The organism is Ancalomicrobiaceae bacterium S20, from assembly GCA_040269895.1.
Lineage (GTDB): Bacteria > Pseudomonadota > Alphaproteobacteria > Rhizobiales > Ancalomicrobiaceae > Methyloraptor > Methyloraptor flagellatus.
Map to the genome: position 1 here is coordinate 3,970,519 of CP158568.1, position 26,176 is coordinate 3,996,694.

Annotated in this window: 19 protein-coding genes and 1 pseudogene; 12 read left to right on the forward strand and 8 right to left on the reverse strand. The window is 68.1% G+C overall.

All coding sequences use genetic code 11. The annotated features are described in order from the left end of the window. Positions 1 to 2 precede the first annotated feature (2 nt). Complete coding sequence (locus ABS361_17985; GenBank protein ID XBY43931.1) at positions 3 to 893, reverse strand: prephenate dehydratase; 891 nt, start codon at positions 891 to 893, stop codon at positions 3 to 5. 43 nt (positions 894 to 936) lie between these two features. Next, positions 937 to 1,703: pseudogene (locus ABS361_17990) on the reverse strand (3-deoxy-manno-octulosonate cytidylyltransferase). Between the two features lie 289 nt (positions 1,704 to 1,992). On the opposite strand from ABS361_17990, the gene ABS361_17995 reads away from it, so the two are divergent. The 10 genes from ABS361_17995 (at position 1,993) to ABS361_18040 (ending at position 14,454) form a co-directional block, all read left to right on the forward strand. Beyond that, positions 1,993 to 2,541, forward strand: a complete 549-nt coding sequence (locus tag ABS361_17995) for a cytochrome c family protein (GenBank protein XBY43932.1) — start codon at positions 1,993 to 1,995, stop codon at positions 2,539 to 2,541. Positions 2,542 to 2,906: 365 nt separating this feature from the next. Beyond that, the gene (locus ABS361_18000) at positions 2,907 to 4,796 is read left to right on the forward strand and encodes an extracellular solute-binding protein (GenBank protein ID XBY43933.1); all 1,890 of its coding nucleotides are present in this window, start codon (positions 2,907 to 2,909) and stop codon (positions 4,794 to 4,796) included. Beyond that, positions 4,793 to 6,754 (forward strand): extracellular solute-binding protein, encoded by a 1,962-nt coding sequence (locus ABS361_18005; protein ID XBY43934.1) that lies wholly within the window; start codon positions 4,793 to 4,795, stop codon positions 6,752 to 6,754. The genes ABS361_18000 and ABS361_18005 overlap by 4 nt, the downstream gene beginning before the upstream one ends. A 72-nt stretch (positions 6,755 to 6,826) precedes the next feature. Next, entirely contained in the window at positions 6,827 to 7,954 is a 1,128-nt protein-coding gene (locus ABS361_18010) for a microcin C ABC transporter permease YejB (GenBank protein ID XBY43935.1), read from the forward strand. A 2-nt stretch (positions 7,955 to 7,956) separates the two neighbouring features. Next, complete coding sequence (locus ABS361_18015) at positions 7,957 to 9,147, forward strand: ABC transporter permease (GenBank protein ID XBY43936.1); 1,191 nt, start codon at positions 7,957 to 7,959, stop codon at positions 9,145 to 9,147. A gap of 34 nt (positions 9,148 to 9,181) precedes the next feature. Then, a complete protein-coding gene (locus ABS361_18020; protein XBY43937.1) occupies positions 9,182 to 9,463 on the forward strand; it encodes a hypothetical protein in 282 nt (93 codons plus the stop codon). A 3-nt stretch (positions 9,464 to 9,466) separates the two neighbouring features. Further along, positions 9,467 to 9,919, forward strand: a complete 453-nt coding sequence (locus tag ABS361_18025; GenBank protein ID XBY43938.1) for a type II toxin-antitoxin system VapC family toxin — start codon at positions 9,467 to 9,469, stop codon at positions 9,917 to 9,919. Beyond that, complete coding sequence (locus ABS361_18030) at positions 9,912 to 11,552, forward strand: ABC transporter ATP-binding protein (protein ID XBY46935.1); 1,641 nt, start codon at positions 9,912 to 9,914, stop codon at positions 11,550 to 11,552. The genes ABS361_18025 and ABS361_18030 overlap by 8 nt, the downstream gene beginning before the upstream one ends. Before the next feature lie 248 nt (positions 11,553 to 11,800). Then, positions 11,801 to 12,610 carry a FadR/GntR family transcriptional regulator gene (locus ABS361_18035; protein ID XBY43939.1) on the forward strand — a complete coding sequence of 270 codons (810 nt, stop codon included), beginning with the start codon at positions 11,801 to 11,803 and terminating at the stop codon, positions 12,608 to 12,610. 29 nt (positions 12,611 to 12,639) lie between these two features. After that, a complete protein-coding gene (locus ABS361_18040; GenBank protein XBY43940.1) occupies positions 12,640 to 14,454 on the forward strand; it encodes an IlvD/Edd family dehydratase in 1,815 nt (604 codons plus the stop codon). Between the two features lie 182 nt (positions 14,455 to 14,636). On the opposite strand, the gene truB is transcribed toward ABS361_18040, so the two are convergent. The 6 genes from truB to rimP all read right to left on the reverse strand — a co-directional run bounded on the left by truB (position 14,637) and on the right by rimP (position 22,590). Next, a complete protein-coding gene (gene truB / locus ABS361_18045) occupies positions 14,637 to 15,569 on the reverse strand; it encodes a tRNA pseudouridine(55) synthase TruB (GenBank protein XBY43941.1) in 933 nt (310 codons plus the stop codon). Between the two features lie 160 nt (positions 15,570 to 15,729). Beyond that, complete coding sequence (rbfA, locus tag ABS361_18050) at positions 15,730 to 16,137, reverse strand: 30S ribosome-binding factor RbfA (GenBank protein XBY43942.1); 408 nt, start codon at positions 16,135 to 16,137, stop codon at positions 15,730 to 15,732. Positions 16,138 to 16,336: 199 nt separating this feature from the next. Continuing rightward, a complete protein-coding gene (infB, locus tag ABS361_18055; GenBank protein XBY43943.1) occupies positions 16,337 to 19,357 on the reverse strand; it encodes a translation initiation factor IF-2 in 3,021 nt (1,006 codons plus the stop codon). A 121-nt stretch (positions 19,358 to 19,478) separates the two neighbouring features. Then, positions 19,479 to 20,177 (reverse strand): RNA-binding protein, encoded by a 699-nt coding sequence (locus tag ABS361_18060; protein XBY43944.1) that lies wholly within the window; start codon positions 20,175 to 20,177, stop codon positions 19,479 to 19,481. A gap of 37 nt (positions 20,178 to 20,214) precedes the next feature. Beyond that, positions 20,215 to 21,819 carry a transcription termination factor NusA gene (nusA, locus tag ABS361_18065; GenBank protein XBY43945.1) on the reverse strand — a complete coding sequence of 535 codons (1,605 nt, stop codon included), beginning with the start codon at positions 21,817 to 21,819 and terminating at the stop codon, positions 20,215 to 20,217. Between the two features lie 126 nt (positions 21,820 to 21,945). After that, positions 21,946 to 22,590 carry a ribosome maturation factor RimP gene (gene rimP / locus ABS361_18070; GenBank protein ID XBY43946.1) on the reverse strand — a complete coding sequence of 215 codons (645 nt, stop codon included), beginning with the start codon at positions 22,588 to 22,590 and terminating at the stop codon, positions 21,946 to 21,948. A gap of 439 nt (positions 22,591 to 23,029) precedes the next feature. Here rimP and ABS361_18075 point away from each other — a divergent pair, with 439 nt between their 5' ends. Then, positions 23,030 to 25,225 carry a methyl-accepting chemotaxis protein gene (locus ABS361_18075; GenBank protein ID XBY43947.1) on the forward strand — a complete coding sequence of 732 codons (2,196 nt, stop codon included), beginning with the start codon at positions 23,030 to 23,032 and terminating at the stop codon, positions 25,223 to 25,225. Positions 25,226 to 25,488: 263 nt separating this feature from the next. Beyond that, positions 25,489 to 25,758, forward strand: a complete 270-nt coding sequence (rpsO, locus tag ABS361_18080) for a 30S ribosomal protein S15 (protein XBY43948.1) — start codon at positions 25,489 to 25,491, stop codon at positions 25,756 to 25,758. Positions 25,759 to 26,176 lie beyond the last annotated feature (418 nt).

The following is a 26,176-nucleotide window of genomic DNA, read 5'->3' on the forward strand; positions in this document are numbered from 1 at the left end:
CCTCACATGCCCTTGATCTTGGTGCGATCGGCGCGCGCGGCGTCCAGGTCCTTCATCCGCTCGCGGAACGGGCTCGACCGGTAGACGCCGAGGATGCGGTACTCTGCGAAGAAGCCGAGCTCCTGCAACGCGAGCGCCAGGCCGCGCTCGTCCGGATGGCCCTCGACATCGGCCATGAACTGGGTCGCGGTGAAGGCGCCGTCGATCATGTAGCTCTCGAGCCGGGTCATGTTGACGCCGGAGGTCGCAAAGCCGCCGAGCGCCTTGTAGAGCGCGGCCGGCACGTTGCGGACCTTGAACACGAAGGTGGTCATGGTCGGCGCGACGCCATAGGCGGCACGCAGATCCTCGCGCGACAGGATGATGAAGCGGGTCGTGTTGTGCGCCTCGTCCTCGATGTCCTGCTTCAGGATGTCGAGACCGTAGATCTCGGCCGCCAGCCGCGAGGCGATCGCGCCGCGCTTCGGATCGTTGAGTTCGGAGATCTGGCGCGCCGACCCGGCCGTGTCGGCGCCGACCACCGGGGTCAGGCCCATCGAGCGCAGCGCCTCGCGGCACTGGCCGAGCGCCTGCGGATGGCTCTGCACCATCTCGAGGCCGGAGAGCGTCGCGCCCTTGATCGCCATCAGCTGATGGCGCACCGGCAGGAAATATTCGCCGATGATGTGCAGGTCGGAGCGCGGCAGCAGGTGGTGGATGTCGGCGACACGGCCGGCGATCGAGTTCTCGATCGGGATCATGCCGAGATCGGCCGAGCCGTTCTCCAGCGCCGCAAAGCAATCCTCGAAGGTCGCGCAGGGCACCGCCTCGAAGTCCGGATAGACCTCGCGGCAAGCGATATGCGAGTTGGCGCCCGGTTCGCCCTGGAACACGATCTTCTTGCGGCCGGTCATGACTTGTCCCTTCGCGGTTCGTTTTCGTTGCGGCACCGGCGGTTCAGCCGTGGCCGAGGAGGTCGCGCGCCCGTTCGAGATCCTCGGGCGTATCGACGCCGAGGGGCACGGTCGCGACGATTTCGACGTCGATGCGCATGCCGGCCTCGAGCGCGCGCAGCTGCTCGAGCTTCTCGCGCTTCTCGAGCGTCGAGGGCGGCATGCGCACGAAGCGCTCGAGCGCGGCGCGCCGGTAGGCGTAGAGCCCGATGTGGTGATAGAGCGGACCGTCGCCATGGGGGCGGTCGCGCGGGTGAAGTAGAGCGCGCGCAGCCGCGAGGGGCCGAGCGGCGCGCCGACGACCTTCACGACGTTCGGATTGGTCTTCTCGTCGTCGCGGACGATCGCGGCGGTCAGCGTGGCAATGTCGACGGCCGGATCTTCGAGCGGTCGGATCGCGGCGCGGACCGCCTCGGGCTCGATGGTTGGCAGGTCGCCCTGGACGTTGACGACGACCTCGGCCTCGGCGTTCGGATCGACGAGCCGCAGTGCCTCGAAGATGCGATCGGAGCCGGAAGGGTGGTTCGGGTCGGTCAGCACGGCGCGGCCGCCGGCAGCCTCGACGACGTCGACGATCCGCTGGTCGTCGGCGGCGACCACGACAGGGCCGATGCCGGCCTCGGTCGCGCGGCGCCAGACCTGCACGATCATCGGCACCCCGGCGATGTCGGCGAGCGGCTTGCCGGGCAGGCGGGTCGCGGTCATGCGGGCGGGGACGAGCACGAGCGTGCGGGAGATCGGCGCGGGGGGCGGCGCAGGCGGACGGCTCATGGGACGCTACTCACGAAACGCTGCTCATCGAACAACGGCGGCTTCTTGGACTGCGGCGGGCGCCGCCGCCTGACCGGGGCCGTCGGAGCGAGGCGTCGAAAATGGCGCGCGTCTTGGACGGAAGTGGCGGTTCGCGGCGGCGAGGCATGCCGTTATACGTAGGGACATCGGCGAGAGGAAGCTTGTAGTTTTCGCGCCGCCGTAATAGACCCCCATCAGGCCGGCTGACGGCTGTCGAGACGAGTGCGCGCGCCCGCGCGCCGCACGCGATCAGCGGAGCGGAAAAGGCATGGATTCCTTCGAGTTGAACAAGATCGCCGGTGCGGTGCTGGGCGCCTGCCTGTTCGCGATGGGTCTCGGAATCATCACCGACATCATCTTCGACCAGCCGGCGCCCGAGAAGCCGGGCTTCATGGTCGCGGTCGCCGAGACCAAGGCGGGCGGCGACGCCGGCGCCAAGGCCGCCGAAGTGGCGCCGATCGCGGCGCGCCTCAAGACCGCCACGGCCGATGCCGGCCAGAAGGTCTTCGCCAAGTGCGCCTCGTGCCATACCCCGGAGAAGGGGGCTGGCAACAAGGTCGGCCCGAACCTCTACGGCGTCGTCGACCGCGTGAAGGGCTCCGAGGCCGGCTTCGGCTATTCGGGCGCCCTCGCCGACCTCGGCAAGCAGGGCCAGAAGTGGACCTACGATGATCTCGATCACTTCCTCGCCAACCCGGGCGCGGTCGTGAAGGGCACCAAGATGTCGTTCAAGGGCCTCGACAACCCGGACGATCGTGCCGCGGTGATCATGTTCCTGCATTCGAAGGCCGATGCGCCGGCGCCGCTGCCGAACTGATCGGCACGCGAGATCTGAATTTCGAGAAGGCCGGGCTCGTCCCGGCCTTTTTCATGGGCCGTGTTCACGGACTCTCTCATGGGCCGGCCCACGGCCGCGCTCCCGCCCGCTCCGCGGGTCACGGCCGGCTCGACGACGATGCCGCGTCCAATTCGCGCCTCAGGCGACGAGCCCTCTTCCGAAGCGGCGCGGGCGCGTTATTTTGGACATATTGTCATGGCCCATTCGCGCTCGCGGGGTGATCTCGAAGCGCGACGGTGTCGCGGCGCCAGCGAAGGGGCGCCGGGACGCGCGGGTCGGACGACGTTCGTCGACCGGCCGAACCGTCGGCCCGATGTAATCCAAGTGGAGACGAAGTTCGCCCCATGCGCCATTCCGCCCCGCGCTCGATCTGCCCGCACCCGATCCGGTCCGCCACGCTCGCCATTCTCGGGTTCGCCGCCGCCTTCATCCTGCCGGCCGGCCCGTCCCACGCGGAGGATCTCCCCTGGCGCCACGGCGCGGCGCTGCTCGGCGAGCTCAAGTATCCGCCGGATTTCAAGCGCTTCGACTACGTCAATCCGGATGCGCCGAAGGGCGGCACGCTCAGGCTTTCGACCGACGGCACCTTCGACAGCTTCAATCCGCTGATCCCGAAGGGCAATCCTGCCGCCGGCGTCGGGCTGATCTACGAGCAGCTCATGACGCCGTCGCTCGACGAGGTCTCGACGGAATACGGCGAGATCGCCGAGGCGCTGCAGTATCCGCCCGATTTCGCGTGGGCGAAGTATCGGCTTCGGCCCGAGGCCAAGTGGCACGACGGCAAGCCGATCACGCCCGACGACGTGGTGTGGTCGTTCGAGGCGACCGTCGCCAACAATCCGAGCCAGGCCTTCTATTATCGCCACGTGAAGAAGGTCGAGGCGACCGGCGAGCACGAGGTCACCTTCACCTTCGACCAGACCGGCAACCGCGAACTGCCGCAGATCATCGGCCAGCTCACCGTGCTGCCGAAGCACTGGTGGACCGGCACCGGGCCGGACGGCCAGAAGCGGGACATCACGCGCACGACGCTCGAAATCCCGCTCGGCTCCGGGCCCTACCGGCTGAAGGAGTTCAGCCCCGGCCGCAGCGTGACCTATGAGCGGGTGAAGGACTACTGGGGCAAGGATCTGGCCGTGAACGTCGGCCAGAACAACTTCGACCAGATCCGCTACGAGTATTTCCGCGACGACCAGGTCGAGCTCGAGGCCTTCAAGGGCGACAATTACGACGCCCGCTTCGAGAACTCGGCGAAGAACTGGGCGACCGCCTACGACTTCCCGGCCCGCCAGCAGGGCCGCGTGGTGCTCGAGAAGCTGACCGAGCGCGGCTCCGGCGTCATGGTCGGCTTCGTGCCGAACCTGCGCCGGCCGATCTTCCAGGATCCGCGCGTGCGGCAGGCGCTCAATCTGGCCATGCCGTTCGAGGACATGAACCGGACGACGTTCTTCGGCCAGTACGAGCGCATCTCCAGCTACTTCTACCCGACCGAACTCGGCGCGACCGGCGTGCCGCAGGGCGCCGAGCTCGCGATGCTGAACGAGGCCAAGGACAAGGGCCCGATCCCGGCCGAGGTGTTCACCAAGCCCTACATGAACCCGGTCGCGGCCGACGCGACCGCCGAGCGCACCAACCTGCGCGAGGCGCTGAAGCTGCTCGGCGAGGCCGGCTGGACCATCGAAGGGACGAAGCTCGTCAACGCCAAGAAGGAACCGTTCCGGATCGAGTTCCTGATGAACGGCCCGACCTTCGAGCGCGTCGGCGTGCGCTACCGCGAGCAGCTCGCCAAGATCGGCATCGACCTCACCATCCGCTCGGTCGACAGTTCACAGTATCAGAACCGCGTGCGGTCGCGCGATTTCGACCTGATCTACACCGGCTGGGGCCAGTCGCTGTCGCCCGGCAACGAGCAGAACGACTTCTTCGGCTCCGAGGCCGCCGACCGAGAGGGTTCGCGCAACTACGCCGGCATCAAGAATCCGGCGATCGACTATCTGATCAAGCGCGTGATCTTCGCCAAGGACCGCACCGAGCTGGTCGACGCCACCCACGCGCTCGATCGCGTGCTGCTCTGGAACCACTATGTGATCCCCGGCTGGACCACCACCGCGACCCGCATGGCGCGCTGGGACCGGTTCAGCCACCCGGCGACCCTGCCGAAATACTCGACCGGCTTCCCGACCATCTGGTGGTGGGATGCCACCAAGGCCGCCAAGACGGGGGCGCCGAAGTGAGCCGGCGCGGCACGCCGCGCGGCATGGACGGATCGCTCGTGCCGATCGGCCTGGAGCGGATGGCCGAGGTGCTGTACCGCACCACCCCGAGCCGCCGCGGCGTGCTCGGCGGGTTGGGACTTGCGGCCGCAGGTCTCGCGTTCGGCGGACCGGACGGCTTCAGCCGTGCCGCGGCGGCGCTGCCGGAGGGTGTCGAGAGTCACGGGCTCTCGGTGTTCGGCGATCTCAAATACCCGGCCGACTTCAAGCACTTCGCCTATGTGCGGCCGGACGCGCCGAAAGGCGGCCGGCTTTCGACCATCGCCGGGCGCTGGGCGTTCAACCAGAACCCGCAGACCTTCAACAGCCTCAACACGCTGATCCTGAAGGGCGACGCGGCGGTCGGCCTGACCGTGATCTACGATACGCTGATGGTGCGCGCGCTCGACGAGCCGGACGCGGTCTACGGGCTCGTCGCGAAGTCGGTGCGCGCCGCCGACGGCGGCAACACCTTCGTGTTCACGCTGCGCCCCGAAGCGCGCTGGCATGACGGGACGCCGCTCACGGCCGAGGACGTCGCCTTTTCGCTGACGCTGCTGAAAGAGAAAGGCCATCCGCAGATCACCGAAACGATCCGCGACATGGTCTCGGCGACCGCCGAGGGGCCGTCGACGGTGGTGGTGAAACTGTCGGGCAAGCAGTCGCGCGGGCTGATCCAGGTGATCGCGACGCTGCCGATCCTGTCGAAGGCCTACTACGCCAGCCACGATTTCGAACAGTCGACGCTCGACGTGCCGCTCGGCTCGGGGCCCTACAAGGTCGGCCGGTTCGATGCCGGCCGCTATATCGAATACGAGCGCGTCGCCGACTACTGGGCCAAGGATCTGCCGGTCAATGTCGGCCAGAACAATTTCGACGTGATCCGCTACGAGATGTATCGCGAGCGGACCACGGCCTTCGAGGGTTTCAAGGCCGGGCAGTATCTGTTGCGCGAGGAGTTCACCTCGATCGTCTGGGCGCAGCAATATGATTTCCCGGCGTTCAAGGACGGCCGCGTCGTGCGCTTCGAGCTCTCCGACGGCTCGCCGTCGGGCGCACAGGGCTGGTTCCTGAACACGCGGAGGGAGAAATTCGCCGATCCGCGCGTGCGGGAGGCGATCGGGCTCGCGTTCGATTTCGAGTGGTCGAACAAGAACCTGTTCTTCGGCTCGTATCGGCGCACCCACTCGTTCTTCGAGAACTCCGACCTCAAGGCGAGCGGCAAGCCTTCGCCGGAAGAGGTCGCGCTGCTCGAGCCGTTCCGCGGCAAGGTGCCGGACGAGGTGTTCGACGAGCCGTGGTCGCCGCCGGTCTCGGACGGCTCGGGGCGTGACCGCAAGCTGTTCCGGCGCGCCAACGAGCTGTTCACGGCGGCCGGCTGGGTCAACAAGGACGGCCGGCTGCGCAACGCCAAGGGCGAGACGCTCGATATCGAGTTCCTCGATTCCGATCCGATCTTCGGCCGCGTCGTCGGCCCCTATGTGCAGAACCTCGCGGCGCTCGGCGTCAGCGCGACGAGCCGCGTGGTCGACCCGTCGCAGTTCGAGAAGCGGCTGCGCGACTTCGACTACGACGCCATCGTGCGGCGCTATTCCTTGTCGCCGACGCCCGACGAGGGCATGCGGCTCTACTGGGGTTCGAAGAGCGCGGCGCAGCCGGGCTCTTCGAACCTGTCGGGCATCCGGGATCCGGTCGTCGACGCGCTGATCGAAAAGGTGCTGGGGGCGCCGACCCGCCCGGCGATGGTCGCGGCAGCCCGCGCGCTCGACCGCGTGCTGCGCGCCGGCCGCTACTGGGTGCCGCACTGGTTCAAGGCCTCGCACTGGATGGCGATGTGGGACGTCTACGGCCGGCCGGAGACGCCGCCCTACGATCTGGCGCTCGCCGCGATCTGGTGGATCGATCGGGACAAGGCGAAGCGGCTCGACAAGGGGCTCTGATCGGCAACGCCGAATCCGTTATGGGAAGTGGATCGGGCTGCGCGCCCTGAAACCGGAAAGACCGCCGCGACGATGGCAGCCTATATCTTCCGCCGCATCCTCCTGATGATCCCGACGCTGATCGGCATCATGGCGATCAGCTTCGTCATCGTGCAGTTCGCGCCCGGCGGGCCGGTCGAGCGCGTGATCGCGCAGCTGACCGGCACCGACGTCGGCGCCACGGCGCGCATCTCGGGCGGCGGCGGCGACTTCGCCGGCGTCCAGGGCGCCGGCGCACAAGGCGCGGACGCCGGGAGTTCGAAGTATCGCGGCGCGCAGGGACTCGATCCGGAGTTCATCAAGAAGCTCGAGAAGCAGTTCGGCTTCGACAAGCCGCCGCTCGAGCGCTTCTTCATCATGTTGAAGAACTACGCTACGTTCGATTTCGGCGAGAGCTACTTCCGCTCGATCTCGGTATTGCAGCTGATCAAGGAGAAGATGCCGGTCTCGATCTCGCTCGGGCTCTGGATGACGCTGCTCTCCTACGGCATCTCGATCCCGCTCGGCATTTCGAAGGCGATCCGCGACGGCTCGCGCTTCGACGTCTGGACCAGCGCCGTGATCGTCGTCGGCTACGCGATTCCGGGTTTCCTGTTCGCGATCCTGCTGGTCGTGCTGTTCGCCGGCGGCTCCTACTTCAACTGGTTCCCGCTGCGCGGCCTGTGGTCCGAGCAGTACAACGGCATGCCCTGGTATCACTGGATCACCGATCCGCGCGCGATGGCCGACTATTTCTGGCACCTCGTGCTGCCGCTGATCGCCATGGCGATCAGCGCCTTCGCCACCTCTACGCTGCTGACCAAGAACTCGTTCCTCGACGAGATCCGCAAGCAATACGTCACCACGGCGCGCATGAAGGGGCTCAACGACCGGCAGGTGCTCTACGGCCACGTGTTCCGCAATGCCATGCTGCTGGTGATCGCCGGTTTCCCGGGCGCCTTCATCGGCGCGTTCTTCGGCGGTTCGCTGCTGATCGAGACGATCTTCTCGCTCGACGGGCTCGGCCTGCTCGGCTTCGAGTCGGTCGTCAACCGTGACTACCCCGTCGTATTCGCCACTCTCTATATCTTCTCGCTGATCGGCCTCGTCGTGAACCTGATCTCCGACCTCACCTACACCTGGATCGATCCGCGGATCGACTTCGAGAGCCGGGAGGTCTGATCATGGACGCACTGACGCCCGCCACCGCCACGCCCGAGGCGCCCCCCCAGACCACGCTGGCGAACCCGGCCGGCACCGCCGTGCCGGTGACGCGGAAGCGCCGACTATCGCCGCTCAACGAGCGGCGCTGGCGCAACTTCAAGGCCAATAAGCGGGGCTACTGGTCGCTCTGGGTGTTCCTCACCCTGTTCATCCTGTCGCTGTTCTCCGAACTGATCTGCAACGATCGGCCGATCCTGATCTCCTACAAGGGCGAGTTGCTTTCGCCGATCCTGAAGGACTATCCGGAAGCGAAATTCGGCGGCTTCCTGCCGCAAACCCAGTATCGCGACCCGGTGATCCAGGACGAGATCGCGGCGAACGGCTGGATGCTGTGGCCGCCGATCCGGTACTCCTACAACACGCCCAACAATGAGATCCCGGATCCGGCACCTGCCAAGCCTTCATGGATGTACGACAAGGCCAAGCGCTGCGAGCGCTATACGAAGGGCGTCGACGATCCGAACTGCACGATCGGCAACTGGAACTGGCTCGGCACCGACGATCAGGCCCGCGACGTGGTCGCGCGGCTGATCTACGGCTTCCGGATCTCGGTGCTGTTCGGCCTCGTCCTGACGATCGTGTCGTCGTTCGTCGGCGTTGCTGCCGGCGCGGTGCAGGGCTTCTTCGGTGGCTGGACCGATCTGCTGTTCCAGCGCTTCATCGAGATCTGGAGTTCGCTGCCCCACTTGTACCTGCTCCTGATCATCTCCTCGATGTTCGTGCCGAGTTTCTGGATCCTGCTCGGCATCCTGCTGCTGTTCTCCTGGGTCAGTCTCGTGGGCGTGGTGCGCGCGGAGTTCCTGCGTGCGCGGAACTTCGAATATGTGCGCGCCGCCCGCGCGCTCGGCGTCGGCAACTTCACCATCATGATCCGGCACCTGCTGCCGAATGCGATGGTCGCGACGCTGACCTTCATGCCGTTCATCCTGAACGGGTCGATCACGACGCTGACCTCGCTCGACTTCCTCGGCTTCGGCCTGCCGCCCGGCTCGCCGTCGCTCGGCGAGCTGCTGGCGCAGGGCAAGAACAACCTGCAGGCCCCCTGGCTCGGCCTGACCGGCTTCTTCCTGATCTCGCTGATGCTGTCGCTCTTGATCTTCGTCGGCGAGGCCGTCCGCGACGCCTTCGACCCGCGCAAGACCTTCGGGTGAGCGCATGGTAGGATCGGGCCGAGGAGGCGCGGTGATGAACAAGATCGTGCGCAGCACCATCGTCGCGGGCGAATTGCCGGAGCGGGTCCGGGGCGACATCGATCCGAGCCGGGAGGTGACCGTGGTTGTCACCGAGACCGAGGCGGCCGAGACGCCTGCGGCCGGCGAACGGTTGGATCTCTCCCGGCTCTTGCCGCCGGGCGAGCCGCGCGAGCCGGTGTTCACGCCCCACTTCGGTATCCGGCGCGACAACTTCGCCAATGCCGAAGAGGTCGTCGCCTGGATTCGCGCCGTCAGGGACGGGGAGCCGGACTGACCGATGCGGAGGCCGCGGATCTACGCCGACACCAACGTCTTCGTGGCGGCGATGGAAGCTGCGGACCGGGTGCGCGATCTCGCCCGGGAGGTCGTCGCTCTCCGGGACGCGGGACAGATCGACGTGGTCACCAGCGAATTGACGCTCTCCGAACTTCTGGTCCACCCGATCAAGGTCGGCGACATCGTGCTGATCGACGCATATGAACAGCAGATCGCGAGCCTGGGGCCGGACCACGCGGTCCCCGTCACGATCGAGATTCTGCGCGACGCGGCCGCTCTGCGTGCACGCTCCGGCGGATTGAAGTTGCCCGATGCCGTCCACGTCGCGACGGCGCTTAGAGCCGGCTGCGACGCGGTCCTGTCCGAAGACTGCCGGCTCGGGCGTTACCACGGGATTCCCGTCCTCGGTCTCGAAGCGGATTCGTTGGCCGCCTTCTTCATCGGATATCGCTGACATGACATCGCCCCTCCTCTCCGTCCGCAATCTCTCGGTCGCCTTCCGGCAGGACGGGCGCGAGTTCCGGGCGGTCGACGGCGTCTCCTTCGACATCGCCAAGGGCGAGACCGTCGCGCTCGTCGGCGAGTCCGGTTCGGGCAAGTCGGTGACCGCCATGTCGATCCCGCGGCTCCTGCCCTATCCGGCCGCCTCGCATCCGACCGGCGAGATCCTGTTCAAGGGTCGCGATCTGCTGCAGGCCTCCGACGCCGAACTGCGCGCGGTGCGCGGCAACGACATCACCATGGTGTTCCAGGAGCCGATGACGTCGCTGAACCCGCTCCACACCGTGGAGCGGCAGGTGGCCGAGATCCTGCGCCTGCACAAGGGGCTCGGCGAACGCGCCGCCCGCGACCGGGTGCTGGAGCTGCTCTCGGCGGTCGGTATCTCCGATCCGGCGAGCCGGCTCGCCTCCTATCCGCACCAGCTCTCCGGCGGCCAGCGCCAGCGCGTCATGATCGCCATGGCGCTCGCCAACGAGCCGGACCTGCTGATCGCCGACGAGCCGACCACGGCGCTCGACGTCACGGTGCAGGCACAGATCCTGAAGCTGCTCGAGGAGATCCAGGCCCGCATGGGGCTCGCGATCCTGTTCATCACCCATGACCTCGGCATCGTCGGCCGCATCGCCGACCGGGTCTCGGTGATGACCAAGGGCAAGATCGTCGAGACCGGTCCGACGACCGAGATCTTCCGCAGCCCCCAGCACGCCTACACCCGGCATCTGCTGGCGGCCGAGCCGAAGGGCGAGCCGCCGGCGAGCGATCCGGCCGCGCCGGTGGTCGCGGAGACCGACAACCTCAAGGTCTGGTTCCCGATCAAGCGCGGCCTGTTCCGCAAGACGGTCGGGCACGTCAAGGCGGTCGACGGCGTGACGGTGCGGGTCCGCGAGGGCCAGACCGTCGGCGTCGTCGGCGAGTCCGGCTCGGGCAAGACCACGCTCGGCCTCGCCATGCTCCGGCTGATCGCGTCCGAAGGACGGATCGTGGTGATGGGCCGCGACGTACAAGGTCTGAAGTCGGCCGAGACGCGGCCGATGCGGCGCAACATGCAGGTGGTGTTCCAGGATCCGTTCGGATCGCTGAGCCCGCGCCTGTCGATCGAGGACATCATCGCCGAGGGCCTCGCGGTGCACATGCCGAAGCTCGGCGAGGCCGAGCGCACCGCGCGGGTCGTCGCGGCCTTGCAGGAGGTCGGCCTCGACCCCGAAACGCGGCATCGCTACCCGCACGAATTCTCCGGCGGCCAGCGCCAGCGCATCTCGATCGCGCGCGCCATGGTGCTGGAGCCGAAGTTCGTCATGCTCGACGAGCCGACCTCGGCCCTCGACATGTCGGTGCAGGCGCAGGTGGTCGACCTGCTGCGCGATCTCCAGCGCAAACACGGCCTCGCCTATCTGTTCATCTCGCACGACCTCAAGGTCGTGCGCGCGCTCGCCAACGACGTCATCGTCATGAAGGACGGCAAGGTCGTCGAGCAGGGACCGGCCGCGACCGTGTTCGACGCGCCGACCTCGGACTATACGCGCGCCCTGATGGCGGCGGCTTTCCGGATGGAGGCCGTCGACGCCCCGGACGTGGTGCGGCAGTAGCGTCGCCCACGGCTCCGCGGCATCTGCCCGGCCGAGAAAGACACCGACCCGAGCTCGGCGCAGCCAGCGGCGGCGGACGATTTGTGTCGCAGGCTTCATTCCCGCGCGACATTGCCGCCGCGACGATTTTTCATATCATAGTACTATTCAGATCGCCTCCGACATGTCACAGTCGACCTGCGCTGGGCCGAGAGGGGCTCCGCGAAAGGGCGCGGACATTGCCGGGACCGCGCGGAGAGGAGCGACGCATGACCGCGAGCAGCTACGGCGCCGGCCGCGGCCCGGCGAGCCGCCTCGCCCCGCCGCATGCGCTGTCGAGCCAGGCGCGGGTCGCCCGCGCGCTCGGCATCGAGATCCTGACCGGCACGCTGAAGCCCGGCGACATCGTGCCGAACGAGACCGAACTCATGACGCGCTTCGGCATTTCGCGCACGGTGCTGCGCGAAGTGATGAAGACGCTCGCCGCCAAGGGCATGGTGCAGCCGAAGACCCGGGTCGGCACCCGTGTGCTCGATCCCGAGCATTGGACCATGTTCGATGCGGACGTCATCGCCTGGCGCATCGAACTCGGCATGGATGCCGGGTTCCTGAAAAGCCTGTTCGAGGTACGGCTGGCACTGGAGCCGGCCGCGGCCGCGCTGGCCGCCGAACGCCGCACCGATGCGGACGTGACCTTTCTGGAAGACTGCGTCTCGGACATGCGCCGGCCCGGCCATTCGCGCGAGAGCTATGCGCTGATCGACAACGCCTTCCATCTGGCGGTGGCCTCGGCCTCCGGCAATCCGTTCATGCGCTCGATGGGCGCGGTGATCGAGGCGGCGCTGACCGCCTCGTTCACGCTTCACTCGCCCGTCGACGATCCCGAGCGGCAGCGCGCCACCGCCGATGCGCACGAGCGCATCGTCGATGCGATCCGCGAACACGATCCGCGCGGCGCGGAGGCGGCGATGCTCGCCGTCATCACCGAGGGCATGAACCGGCGCGCGCTCGACCCGCGGGCCAAGCAGACGACTCCCGACCCGACCGGCGCGACCCGAAGCCGGCCGAACCATCAATGAAAGAAACGGAAGACACCGAGGAGAGAGACATGGCCGACGGTCACGGCAACGGTATCCCGGGCGAGAAGCGCCTGCGCTCGCGCGCCTGGTTCGACAATCCGGCGAACCCGGACATGACCGCGCTCTACCTGGAGCGCTATCTGAACTACGGTTTGACGCGCGAGGAGCTGCAATCGGGCAAACCGATCATCGGCATCGCCCAGACCGGCTCGGACCTGTCGCCCTGCAACCGGCACCATCTCGTGCTCGCCGAGCGGCTGCGCGAGGGCATCCGCGAAGCCGGCGGCATCGCGATCGAGTTCCCGGTGCATCCGATCCAGGAGACCGGCAAGCGGCCGACCGCGTCGCTCGACCGCAACCTCGCCTATCTCGGCCTCGTCGAGGTGCTCTACGGCTACCCGCTCGACGGCGTCGTGCTCACGATCGGCTGCGACAAGACCACGCCGGCCTGCCTGATGGCGGCCGCGACCGTCAACATCCCGGCGATCGCGCTGTCGGTCGGGCCGATGCTGAACGGCTGGTACAAGGGCCAGCGCACCGGCTCGGGCACGATCGTCTGGAAGGCGCGCGAGATGATGGCCGCCGGCGAGATCGACTACGCCGGCTTCGTCGATCTGGTCGCCTCCTCGGCGCCGTCGACCGGCTATTGCAACACGATGGGCACCGCGACGACGATGAACTCGCTCGCCGAGGCGCTCGGCATGCAGCTGCCGGGTTCGGCAGCGATCCCGGCCCCCTATCGCGAGCGCCAGCAGATCGCCTATCTGACCGGCAAGCGCATCGTCGAGATGGTCGCCGAGGATCTGAAGCCCTCGGACATCCTGACCAAGGACGCCTTCATCAACGCGATCCGCGTCAACTCGGCGATCGGCGGCTCGACCAACGCGCCGATCCATCTCGCCGCGCTCGCCCGCCACATCGGCGTGCCGCTCGATATCCGCGAGTGGCAGGAGTACGGTCACGACATTCCGCTGCTCGTGAACCTGCAGCCGGCCGGCGAGTATCTCGGCGAGGACTACCATCACGCCGGCGGCGTGCCGGCGGTGGTCGCCCAGCTCATGAAGCAGGGGCTGATCCGCGAGAACGCGCTGACCGTCAACGGCAAGACCATGGGCGACAACTGCCGCGGCGCCACGATCGAGGACGAGAACGTCATCCGTCCGTTCGAGCGGCCGCTCAAGGAGAAGGCCGGCTTCCTCGTCCTGTCGGGCAACCTGTTCGACAACGCGATCATGAAGACCAGCGTGATCTCGCAGGAGTTCCGCGACCGCTACCTGTCGAACCCGAACGATCCGGAGGCCTTCGAGGGCAAGGCGATCGTGTTCGACGGGCCGGAGGACTATCACCACCGCATCGATGACGAGAGCCTCGGCATCGACGAATACACGCTGCTGTTCATGCGCGGCACCGGTGCCATCGGCTATCCGGGCGGCGCGGAGGTCGTGAACATGCGGCCGCCGGCCTACCTGATCAAGCGCGGCATCCTCTCGCTGCCGTGCATCGGCGACGGCCGCCAGTCGGGCACCTCCGGATCGCCGTCGATCCTCAACGCCTCGCCGGAAGCCGCGGCGGGTGGCGGTCTCGCGCTCCTGAAGAGCGGCGATCGCGTGCGCATCGACCTCCGGAAGGGCACGGCCGACATCCTGATCTCCGACGAGGAGCTGGAAGCCCGCCGCGCCGCGCTCGGCGCCGACGGCGGCTATCACTTCCCCGGCTCGCAGACGCCGTGGCAGGAGATCCAGCGCGGCATCGTCGACCAGCTCGGCAACGGCATGGTGCTGAAGCCGGCGGTCAAGTATCAGCGCGTCGCCGAAACCTACGGCGTGCCGCGCGACAACCACTGACGGGTCGGTCCGGCCGGGACCTTGCGTTCCGGCCGGACCGAGCCGAGGTGGATCGTCGAGGCGGACCTTAGGGGGGGCCCTTAGGGACGGACGCGCCGCCCTTGCCTCTCGAATGAAAACGCCGGCCGTGGGGCTCCACGGCCGGCGTTTTTCATGTGTCGGGATTGGACGGCGGGTTTGCGTCAGACGCTCTCGCCGTCGAGCACGAAGACGCGCTTCGGCACGAATTCGCCGCGGGCGACCTCGCCGAGCGCGACCAGTTCGCCGCCGCAGGTCGCATAGGCCGCAGCCGTGTCGAGCGGCGCGTCGCGGCCGCGCAGGATCACCGACTGGCCGCGGCGCAGGCGCGCGGCGGCGTCGCGGTGCATCGGCACTTCCGGGATCTCGGCAAGACCGGCTTCCACCGGCGAGAGGTACTCGCGCACCGCGTCGCTGCCGCCATCCTCGAACGCGGCCTCGACCTCGGCGAGCGGCACCATCTCCGCCTCGCCGAAGGGGCCGACCAGCACGCGCCGGAGCGCGACGACATGGCCGCGCGTGCCGAGACGGCGACCGATGTCGCGGGCGAGCGCCCGCACATAGGTGCCCTTGCCGCATTCGCAGTCGAACACGGCCGTGTCGGCGTCGGGCATGCCGACGAGGTCGAGCCGGTGCACCGCGATCGGCCGGGCCTCGAGCACGACCTCCTCGCCGTCGCGGGCGAGGTCGTAGGCGCGCTCGCCGTCGATCTTGATCGCCGAGTATTTTGGCGGCACCTGCATGATCTCGCCCATGAACTCCGGCAGGATCGCGAGCACGTCGGCTTCGGTCGGGCGACCCGGCGCCTCGGCGAGGATGCGGCCCTCGGCGTCGTCGGTGTCGGTCTCGACGCCCCAGCGGACGTTGAAGCGGTAGATCTTCCGCCCGTCCATGACGAAGGGCACGGTCTTGGTCGCCTCGCCGAAGGCGATCGGCAGTAGGCCGCTCGCCAGCGGATCGAGCGTGCCGGCATGGCCGCACTTGTTGGCGTGGAACAGCCGCTTGAGCCGGCCGACCGCCTGCGTGGAAGTCACGCCGACGGGCTTGTCCAGCACCAGCCAGCCGTTGATGTCGTCAAATCGCTTCTTCCGGGCCACGGGGGCTATCCTTCATTCGGTCTCGTCCGCCGCGGGACGGAAATGGCTGTCCTGGCCGCGCCGGGCGCGCAGGACTCTTGGGATGACGCAACAGCGCGTCACATCTGGACAACGGGTGAGGATCCCGCAGCGCGCGACCCGCGCCTGTGGTCGCTTCTGCTCACGCCTCGTCCGACCCGTCCGCGACATGCTTGCGGATCTCGGGATCGCGCAGCATGGCATTGACGCGGTCGTCGTCCTCGTAGCGGGTATCGAGCCGGAAATGGATGTCGGCGGCGAACTTGATGTTCACCCGCCGCGCCACCTGGCCGCGCAGCCACTTGCGGTTCCGCTCGAGCGCCGCCATGGCCCGCTTGGTCTCGCGGCCGCCGAGCGGCATCACCAGAACGGTCGCCTGACGCAGGTCGGGCGACACGCGCACCTCCGGCACGGTGATGATCAGCCCGTCGAGATCGGGATCGTTGACCTCGTGGCGGGAGAAGATCTCAGAGAGAGCATGGCGGATCAGCTCGCCGACGCGGAGCTGGCGCTGCGAGGGCCCTGCGGCCCCCTGATCGAATCGAGACATGGTTCAGAACTCCTGCCGCGCAGCCGGGGATCGGACCCGGATGCGGGGAACGGTCGAAGCGGCGGCGAGGATCGCCGTCGTGATGGGATGCGGCCAAGCGCGCCGCATGCGGTCGGACGCGGCGAAGAGCGCCGCAGTTCTCAGATGCGACGGCCGGGCGCGCGGGAAGCGGCCCGGCCGATCCTGTTCGGAGCGTGGCTCAGAGCGAGCGCGCGATGGACTCGACGCGGTAGCACTCGATGACGTCGCCGGCGCGCATGTCCTGATAGTTCTCGAAGGCCATGCCGCATTCCTGGCCGACCACGACTTCCTTGGCGTCGTCCTTGAAGCGCTTGAGCTGCGAGAGCTTGCCTTCGTGGATGACCACGTTGTCGCGGATGAGGCGGACGTTGGCACCGCGCTCGACCGTACCGTCGGTGACCAGACAGCCGGCGACCTTGCCGACCTTGGAGACGTTGAAGATCTCCTTGATCCGCGCGTTGCCGAGCATGGTCTCGCGCACTTCCGGCGCCAGCAGGCCCGACATCGCCGACTTAACGTCATCCACGAGGTCGTAGATGATGTTGTAGTAGCGGATCTCGATGCCTTCACGCTCGGCCGACTCGCGCGCTTCCTTGGAGGCGCGCACGTTGAAGCCGATGATCGCCGCGTTGGACGCGCTCGCGAGCGAGACGTCCGACTCGGTGATGCCGCCGACGCCGCCGTGGATGACACGGGCGCGGACTTCGTCGTTGCCGAGCTTCTCCAGCGCGCCGATGATCGCCTCGAGCGAGCCCTGCACGTCGGCCTTGACGACCAGGACGAACTCCTTGCGGCCGGCGTCCTTGAGCTGGCTCATCATTTCCGCGAGCGAACCGCGCGCGCCGGCGCCGCGCGCCTGCATCTTCTCGCGCTTCATGCGGGCACGATAGTCGGCGACCTCACGGGCACGGGCTTCGTTCTCGACCACGGCGAAGCGGTCGCCCGCCTCCGGGGTCTCCTGATAGCCGAGCACCTCGACCGGCATGGACGGACCGGCGTCCTTGACCTGGCGGCCATGGTCGTCGAGCAGCGCACGCACCTTGCCCCACGCCGCGCCGGCGACCAGGATGTCGCCGACCTTGAGCGTGCCGCGCTGGACCAGCACGGTCGCGACCGGGCCACGGCCCTTGTCGAGCTTGGCTTCGATGACGGTGCCTTCGGCCGAGCGGTTCGGGTTGGCGCGCAGCTCCTGGACTTCGGCCTGCAGCAGGATGGTCTCGAGCAGCTTGTCGAGACCGGTCCGCTCCTTGGCCGAGACCTCGACCTCGAGCACGTCGCCGCCCATCGATTCCACCACGATCTCGTGCTGGAGCAGATCGGTGCGTACGCGCTGCGGGTTGGCGTCCGGCTTGTCGATCTTGTTGATCGCCACGATGATCGGCACGCCCGCGGCGCGGGTGTGGTTGATCGCCTCGATCGTCGTCGGCATGACGCCGTCGTCGGCCGCCACGACCAGGATCACGATGTCGGTCGCCTTGGCGCCACGCGAACGCATCGCCGTGAAGGCCTCGTGGCCCGGGGTGTCGATGAAGGTGATCTTCGACCCGTGGATCTCGACCTGATAGGCGCCGATGTGCTGGGTGATGCCGCCGGCTTCGCCCGCGGCCACCTTGGTCGAGCGGATCGCGTCGAGCAGCGACGTCTTGCCGTGGTCGACGTGGCCCATGATGGTCACGACCGGCGGACGCGGCAGACGGGTCTCGTCGGTATCCGGCGCGGAGAACAGGCCCTCCTCGACGTCCGAAGCGGCGACGCGCTTCACCGTGTGGCCCATCTCCTCGGCGAGGAGCTGCGCCATGTCGGCGTCGATCACGTCGTTGATCTTCAGCATCTGCCCCTGACGCATCAGGAGCTTGATGACGTCGACCGCACGTTCCGACATGCGGTTGGCCAGTTCCTGGATGGTGATCGTCTCGGGGATGACCACCTCGCGCATGATCTTCTCACGCGGCTCGTTGGAATGCATGCGCCGCTGCTGGCGCTGCTGGCGCCGGCGGAAGGCGGCGACCGAACGACCGCGCTCCTCCTCGTCCTCGCCGGCCTGGGCGGTGACGACGGTGAGCTTGCCGCGGGGCTTCTCGGCCTCCTTGGTGCGGGTCGGCTTCGGCGCGGGCACGGCCGGCTTCTTGATCGCGGCGGCCGGACGCAGCGTCGGACGGCGCTCGCCGTCGTCCTCCTCGTCCGTCTCGACACGACCCGGCATCGCCGGCTTGGACGCCAGCGGGGTCAGCGGCTTGGCACCCGGAGCGCCCGGCACGCCACGCGGCGGCGGCGGCGGGTTGCCGCCGGCCGGACGCGCAGCCGGGGCGCCGCCCTCGGCCTCGAGCCGGCGCGCGGCTTCCTGTTCGGTGCGGCGGCGGAATTCGTCCTCCGCCTTCTTGCGGGCCTCTTCCTCGACCTTGCGGCGCTCGGCCTCCTCACGCTCGCGCTTGAGGCGGGCATCCTCCTCGGCGCGGCGACGGGCTTCCTCTTCCTGGCGCTTGCGATCGTCGGCCTCGCGGACGCGGGCGTCGGCGAGCGCACGCTCACGGGCGGCACGCTCGTCGGCCGACAGGGCCTGGAGCACCACGCCGGTGCGCGGCGCCGAGGGACGCTGCTGCTGCGGCTGGCCGGGGCGGCCCGAGGGCGCCGGACCACGGCCGGCCGGCTGGCCGGTCGGACGCGCGGGCGGAGCCGCCGGGGCGACGCGGACGCTCGGCGCACCGGGCGTTGCGGGGCGCGCAGCCGGAGCCGCGGCCACGGTCGGGCGCGGCTGCGGAGCTGCGGCGGCCACCGGGGCAGGGGCCGGAGCCTCGGTCGGGGCGGGAGCGGCAGCGACGGGCGCCGGAGCCGGTTCGGGCGCCTCGACCACGGGGGCCGGAGCGACCGCCACCGGTTCCGGAGCCGGCGTCGCGACGGGCGCGGGTGCCGGGGCGGCGACCGGGGCCGGGGCCTCGGCAACCGGGGCGGCGGGCTGCAGCACGCGCGGCGCGGCCGGCGCGGGAGCGGCCGGAGCCGGGGTCTCGCGCGCTTCCGGCGCCGGGGTCTCGCCGGGCTTCAGGATCGGTCGCTTCTTCTTCGTCTCGACGAGCACGGCCTTCGACCGGCCGTGACTGAAGCTCTGGCGAACCACGTTGGTGTCCGCCTTCGGCTTCAGCGTCAGCGTCTTCTTGACGTCGACGTGCAGGGTCTTGTCGCCGGTGCTCTTCGTATCGCTCATGAGCCTGGTCTATCCTCGCGGGCGTCTCGGCCCGCAGTCGCCACAGGGTTCCGTTGAACCTCGTCGCGCTTCTGTCATACGCCCGAGCAGTGCCCGATCCGATCGGAGCGGGAAACTGCTCTCACTCTTCTTCGTTCACAAGCCCTTCCGTGCCGGGATTCTGCATCCCGACCGGGTCGGACCCGGGTTCGTCGCCGTCTCTGTCCGTCACCGTTGCGGGAACGCCACCCCGGTAACGTCGGAGCAGATCGACCCGCTCCAGAAAACTCTTGCTCGCCTGCCCAGAGAGCAGGGCGGCATGTACCACATTTTCGCGCCCCAGCGCCAAATCCAATTGGCCGCTGGTGAAGCAACGCAGGACCGGTATACCGGCCGCGCTCGCCCCACGACGCCGGAGCGCCGCCGCGATCTTCTCGACCCCGTCGTCGCCCGCCTCGGCCGCGTGGATCAGGCCGAGTGCCTGACCCTTGCCGACCGTGGCCTCGACCTTGGCGAAGCCCGTGACCACCTGGCCCGCCTTGCGCGCGAGCCCCAGATTGCCGAGTGCCGCCTCGGTCAGCAGCCGATCGACCAGGTCGACCAGCGCCGCATCCGCTTTGGCCTCCTCGCCGAAGCCGCGGCCGAACAGCCGCTTCTTCACCGCGGTGGCCAGCACGTCCCGCGACGCACCGACCCAGACCCCCCGACCCGGCAGGGTCCGCTTCAGATCCGGCACTACGGCCCCGTCGGGGCCGAGCACGAACCGGATCATCTCCCCGACCGGCTTCACCTCGCGTGTGACGAGGCACATCCGCTCGAGCGGTTCGTTCTTGCGCGGCACCGGCCGATCCTCAATTCACCCCGAAGACCGACGGCGTTCAGCCCTCGGTGCTCTCGGCCTCGTCTTCCGACACCTCGTCCTCGACCGGCTCGGGCATCGCCTCGATCCAGCCGGCATGCACGCGGGCGGCCATGATGATCGCCTCGGCCTCGGCCTTCGACAGCTCGAAGCCCTTGAGCGCGCCATCGTGGCGGATCGTCTCGCCGTTCTTGCGCTCGGTCCAGCCGATCAGGTCGTCGGTGGCGCAGCCGGCGAGATCCTCGACCGTCTTGATGCCTTCCTTGCCGAAGGCGACCAGCATGGCGGTCGTGACGCCCGGCACCTCGCGGACGGCGTCCTCGACGCCGAGCGTCTTGCGCTCGGCATCCTGCTCGGCCTCGATCTGCTCGAGATGGGCGCGGGCGCGCGACTGGATCTCGGTCGCGGTCTCCTCGTCGAAGCCCTCGATGCCGGCGATCTCGTCGAGATCGACATAGGCCAGTTCGTCGATGGTGGTGAAGCCTTCGGTGGCGAGAAGCTGAGCGACGACCTCGTCCACATCGAGCGCCTGCATGAACAGCTGGGTGCGCTCGGCGAATTCCTTCTGCCGGCGCTCCGACTCCTCCTGTTCGGTGAGGATATCGATGTCCCAGCCGGTCAGCTGCGAGGCGAGGCGGACGTTCTGGCCGCGGCGACCGATCGCCAGGCTCAATTGGTCATCCGGAACCACGACTTCAATACGACCGGCGTCCTCGTCGAGAACCACCTTCGACACTTCGGCCGGCTGCAGCGCGTTGACGATGAAGGTGGCGGCGTCGGGCGACCACGGGATGATGTCGATCTTCTCGCCCTGGAGCTCCTGCACCACGGCCTGGACGCGGCTGCCGCGCATGCCGACGCAGGCGCCGACCGGATCGATCGACGAATCACGCGAGTAGACCGCGATCTTGGCGCGCGAACCCGGGTCGCGGGCGACCGACTTCACCTCGATGATGTTGTCGTAGATCTCCGGCACTTCCTGGGCGAACAGCTTCGCCATGAACTGCGGATGGGTGCGCGACAGGAAGATCTGCGGACCGCGCTGCTCGCGGCGCACGTCGTAGACATAGGCGCGGACGCGGTCGCCGTTGCGGAACGCCTCGCGCGGGATCAGCTCGTCGCGGCGGACGATCGCTTCGCCACGGCCGAGATCGACGATCACGTTGCCGTATTCGATGCGCTTGACCGCGCCGTTGACGATCTCGCCGATGCGGTCCTTGAACTCGTCGTACTGGCGGTCGCGCTCGGCCTCGCGCACCTTCTGCACGATGACCTGCTTCGCCGACTGCGCGGCGATGCGGCCGAAGTCCATCGGCGGCAGCGGCTCGGCGATCAGGTCGCCGACCTGCGCGGCCGGATTCTTCAGGCGGGCCTCGGCGAGGCTGATCTGGATCGCCGGATTGTCGAGCTCCTCGACGACCTGGAGCAGGCGCTGCAGCTTGATCTCGCCGGTGCGCGAGTTGATCTCGGCGCGGACCTCGGTCTCCGAGCCGTATCGCGACCGAGCGGCCTTCTGGATCGCATCCTCCATCGCGGCGAGCACGATCTTGCGATCGATCACCTTCTCGCGTGCGACCGCGTCGGCGATCTGGAGGAGTTCCAGTCTGTTGGCGCTGACTGCCATGGTCTTCTCCCGCAGGGTCCGCTTGTCCGCGACCCTCGATCTCTTTCCAAGTCCGAGGGCGCGCGCGGCGCGAACCCTCTTTCCCTGTCACGACCCGCCCAAATCCGGGCGGGCGATCGCGTTTTCTCAGTGCCGGGTGCCGGCGCGCCCGTCTTCGGCGTCCCCGTCGGCGATATCGCCGTCGGAGATCTCGTCACCATCGGCGCCGTCGCCGGCCTGCAGAGCGGCGAGCGCCTTCTTGCCGGCCTTCAGCGACGCGGCAACCAGTTCGTCGGTCAGCACGAGGCGCGCCTCGGCGATGTCGCCGAGCGGCAGCCACCACGTGTCGGGCACGCCTTCGGCGGGATCGTCGATCTTGATGCCGGCGGTCTCGTCCTTGAGGCCGAGTAGATGGCCACGGAAGCGCTTGCGGCCGTCGAGCGGCCGCTCGAGCTCGACCTTGGCGACGTGCCCGGCCCAGCGATCGAAATCGGAGGCCCTGACCAGCGGACGGTCGATGCCCGGCGACGACACTTCCAGATGATAGGCCCGCTCGACCGGATCGTCCGCATCGAGAACCGGCGACAGGTTCCGGCTGATCGCTTCGCAATCGTCGACCGATATGGTGCCGTCAGGCCGCTCGGCCATGATCTGCACCGTGAAGCCGTTACGGCCCGAACATTTGACGCGCACGAGACGGTAGCCGAGATCCTCGATCACAGGTTCGGCAATGGCCGCCACACGGGCGTCCAGTCCTGTTTCGGTGATGATGCGCGGTTCGTGACGCGTCACGTTCAGGTCGGTCCTTTCGGTCCGGGCGGAGACCCTGATCGGCCAACGCCCACGGATGCGACCCCACGTAACAAAAAAGAGCGGGTCCCGGGGGAGCCCACTCCAATCCGCTTCGTGAAGCGCATCAGAAATTGATGTCGAGCCATATACGCCGATCGCGGACATGAATCAAGCGACAGACCGGGTCGACCGACCGCGAAGGACGAAGCCGGGCACAGAACCGCGGCGCAAGGCCGGGCCGAACGACGACACGCATGTTTCACGACAGAGCCGAGCGACGATCACCGAGACCGCACGGCTTCCGTAACGTTTGGATTCGAGATGCCAAGTGTTATTGTCTGATCTTTAGCTCCTAAGTATAATTCCACAAACACCAATGATTTAATGTTTGGTTTATACCTTCCGTAGCGAAATGTCTCCAACCCCTGGAGACCACATCATGAAGCTCAGTTCCATCAAGTTCCGCATCGTCGCCTTGTCGGCGGCCTGCGTGATCACCGCTACCGGTGGATTGGTCACCTACAGCGTCGTGTCCGCGAACAGCACACTCGATCACGTCACCCGGAACGCGGACGGGCTGCTCGATCGGATGACCAAGGAGTCGCTCGTGCGGCTCGCCTCGACCCAGGCCGGCAACATCCGCACGGAGGTCGATTCCGCCTTCGACGCGGCGCGCGCGATGGCCCGCAGCCTGGAGACGATCGTCGACCCGACCGACGGCACCGCCTCGCCGATCGACACTCGCCGCGCTCAGCTCAACGGCATCCTGCTGCACGTCCTCAAGGACAACCCGCGCTTCAACGGCACCTACAGCGCCTGGATGCCGAATGCGCTCGACGGTCGCGACAAGGAGTTCACCGGTCGCGCCGAGGTCGGCTCCGATGCGACCGGGCGGGCGCTGCCCTACTGGACGCGCGACGCCAACGGGCGGATCGCGCTGCAGCCGCTCGTCGAATACGACAGCCAGGATCTGCACCCGAACGGCGTCATGAAGGGCGGCTGGTTCATCGGCCCGATGACCAACGGCAAGGAGAGCATCCTGGCGCCGTTGCCCTACATCGTACAGGGCAAGCACGTCTATCTCGCCACCATGTCGGTGCCGATCAACGCCGGCGGCAAGTTCCTCGGCGTCGCGGGCGCCGACTTCGACCTATCGTTCGTCCAGACGCTGGCCGAGAAGGTCAACGCCTCGATCTACGAGGGCAAGGGCGCGGTCACGATCGTCTCCAATACCGGCCTCGTCGTGGCTTCGAGCGCAACGCCGGGTGCCATCGGCGGTCCGCTTTCCGGCGTCAAGAACGCCGTCCCGGAGGATCTGACCGCCGCCAAGAGCGCTGAAGCGACGGTCCGCGTCGATGAGCAGAACGATCGGCTGAAGGTTTTCGCGCCGATCCCGCTCGGCCGGACCGGCGCCGCCTGGTCGGTCATCATCGGCGTGCCGCGCTCGCTCGCGCTCGCCGACGCCCAGAAACTCAGCGACACGCTCGCGGAACGCAATCGCAACGACGTGTTCTGGCAGATCGTCGTGGCCCTCGGCGTCGCCGCGATCGCCGTGGTCGCCATGGGCCTGGTCGCCCAGGGCATCGCCGGCCCGATCGGCCGGCTGACCGAGACGCTGCGCCGCCTCGCCGCCGGCGAGATCGTCAAGGAGATCGACGGCGCCGACCGCCGCGACGAGATCGGCGACATTTCGCGCGCGGTCGACCAGATCCGCATCGGTGCCGAGGAGGAGGCCCGCCGCAAGAGCCAGGCCGACGAGGCCGCCCGCGTCCGCGAGGAGACCGAACGCCGCGAGACCATGTATCGGCTTGCCGGCGAGTTCGAGAACGCCATGGGCAACGTGGTCCGGAACGTCGTGAACTCCTCGACCCAGCTGCGCGGCGCCGCGACCACCATGGTCGGCGCCACGACCAAGGTCGCCCACCAGTCGACCGCGGCGGCGGCCGCTTCCAACGAGGCCTCGACCAATGTCGAGACCGTCGCCGCGGCGGCGGAGGAACTCGCGACCTCGATCAACGAGATCAAGCGGCAGGCCGACGAATCCGCCGGCATCGCCAATTCCGCGGCCGTCGAGGCCGAGGCGACCGCGGCGCGGGTGCGCGAGCTCTCCAATGCCGCCAACCGCATCGGCCAGGTGGTCGAGCTGATCAGCAACATCGCCGGACAGACCAACCTGCTCGCGCTCAACGCCACCATCGAGGCGGCGCGCGCCGGGGAAGCCGGCCGCGGCTTCGCGGTCGTCGCCGCCGAGGTCAAGGGCCTCGCCGACCAGACCGCCAAGGCAACCTCGGAGATCGGTCAGCAAATCGGCGAGATCCAGGCCTCCACCCAGGCCTCGGTGCAGGCAATCATGGGCATCACCCAGGTCATCGAGCGGGTCAACAAGATCGCCGCCTCGATCGCCGAGGCGGTCGATCAGCAGGGCGCCGCGACCCACGAGATCGCCCACAACGTGACCCAGGCCTCGGCCGGCACCCGGGAGGTGACGCAGAACATCGACGGCATCACCGTCGCCGTCGCCGACTCGACCGCCGCCTCCAACCAGGTGGAGTCCGCCGCGGTCGACCTGTCGCACCAGTCCGAGACGCTGCGCTCGGTCATGGACGACTTCCTGAAGACCGTGCGGGCGGCCTGAGCGACCTCGTCGCCGGGCTCCCCGCGGGCCGGCCACATCCTTCGATCGCCATTCGGTGCCGCGGCCTCGCCGCGGCACCGTCGTTTTGCAGGACCGGCCGGCGCGCGAGCCGGCCTCTCCGTGGAATTGACTGGCGTTCGCCGCGGCTTTCATGCATAAGGGCGCCCGTGAACCCGACCCTGCTGGACGACATCCCGGCGGGGCCGTTTTGTTGCGAGTGGCCGATCCGGATGGATCCGCCACGCAAATTCAGGAGAAAACCGATGTCGATCACCGCCGAGCGCAAGCAGCAGCTCGTTCAGGAATACGCGACCAAGCCGGGCGACACGGGTTCGCCGGAAGTGCAGGTCGCGATCCTCTCGGAGCGCATCTCCAACCTGACCGGGCACTTCAAGAGCCACGCCAAGGACAACCACTCCCGTCGCGGCCTCCTGAAGCTCGTCTCGCAGCGCCGCAGCCTCCTCGACTACGTCAAGGCGAAGGACGAGGCTCGCTATCGGAAGCTGATCGAGCGTCTCGGCCTGCGCCGCTGAGGCAGATCCGATCCGGCGCGGCGGGTATCCCGCCGCGGTTCCGGATCGACCGATCGGTCCCGTCGACCGTGCCGGCCTGCCGGCGCGAAGCCCGACGGGACCGCTCTTCCCTACTCCGGACGTGTCGGAACCCGTGACGGGTTCTGTGCCGGGGGCACGGAAGAGACGAATTTCCGGCCGGCGACACGGTTCGCGGCCGGCACACAGAGCCGGTGGACGGCTTGGATCGCCACGGATGGGCCGCGGCGATGCGCATGTCCCCGGAGCCGAACGAAGATGGGCCATGGCAGGATCGCCGGACGTTTCCGCATCGAACGCCGCAGAACACGCCGTCACCGGCGTGGCGGCGCGGGAACCTCTCGCCGTCTTGCTCATGGCCTTTCTGATTCTAAAACCCTTCTGATCCGAAGGACATGAC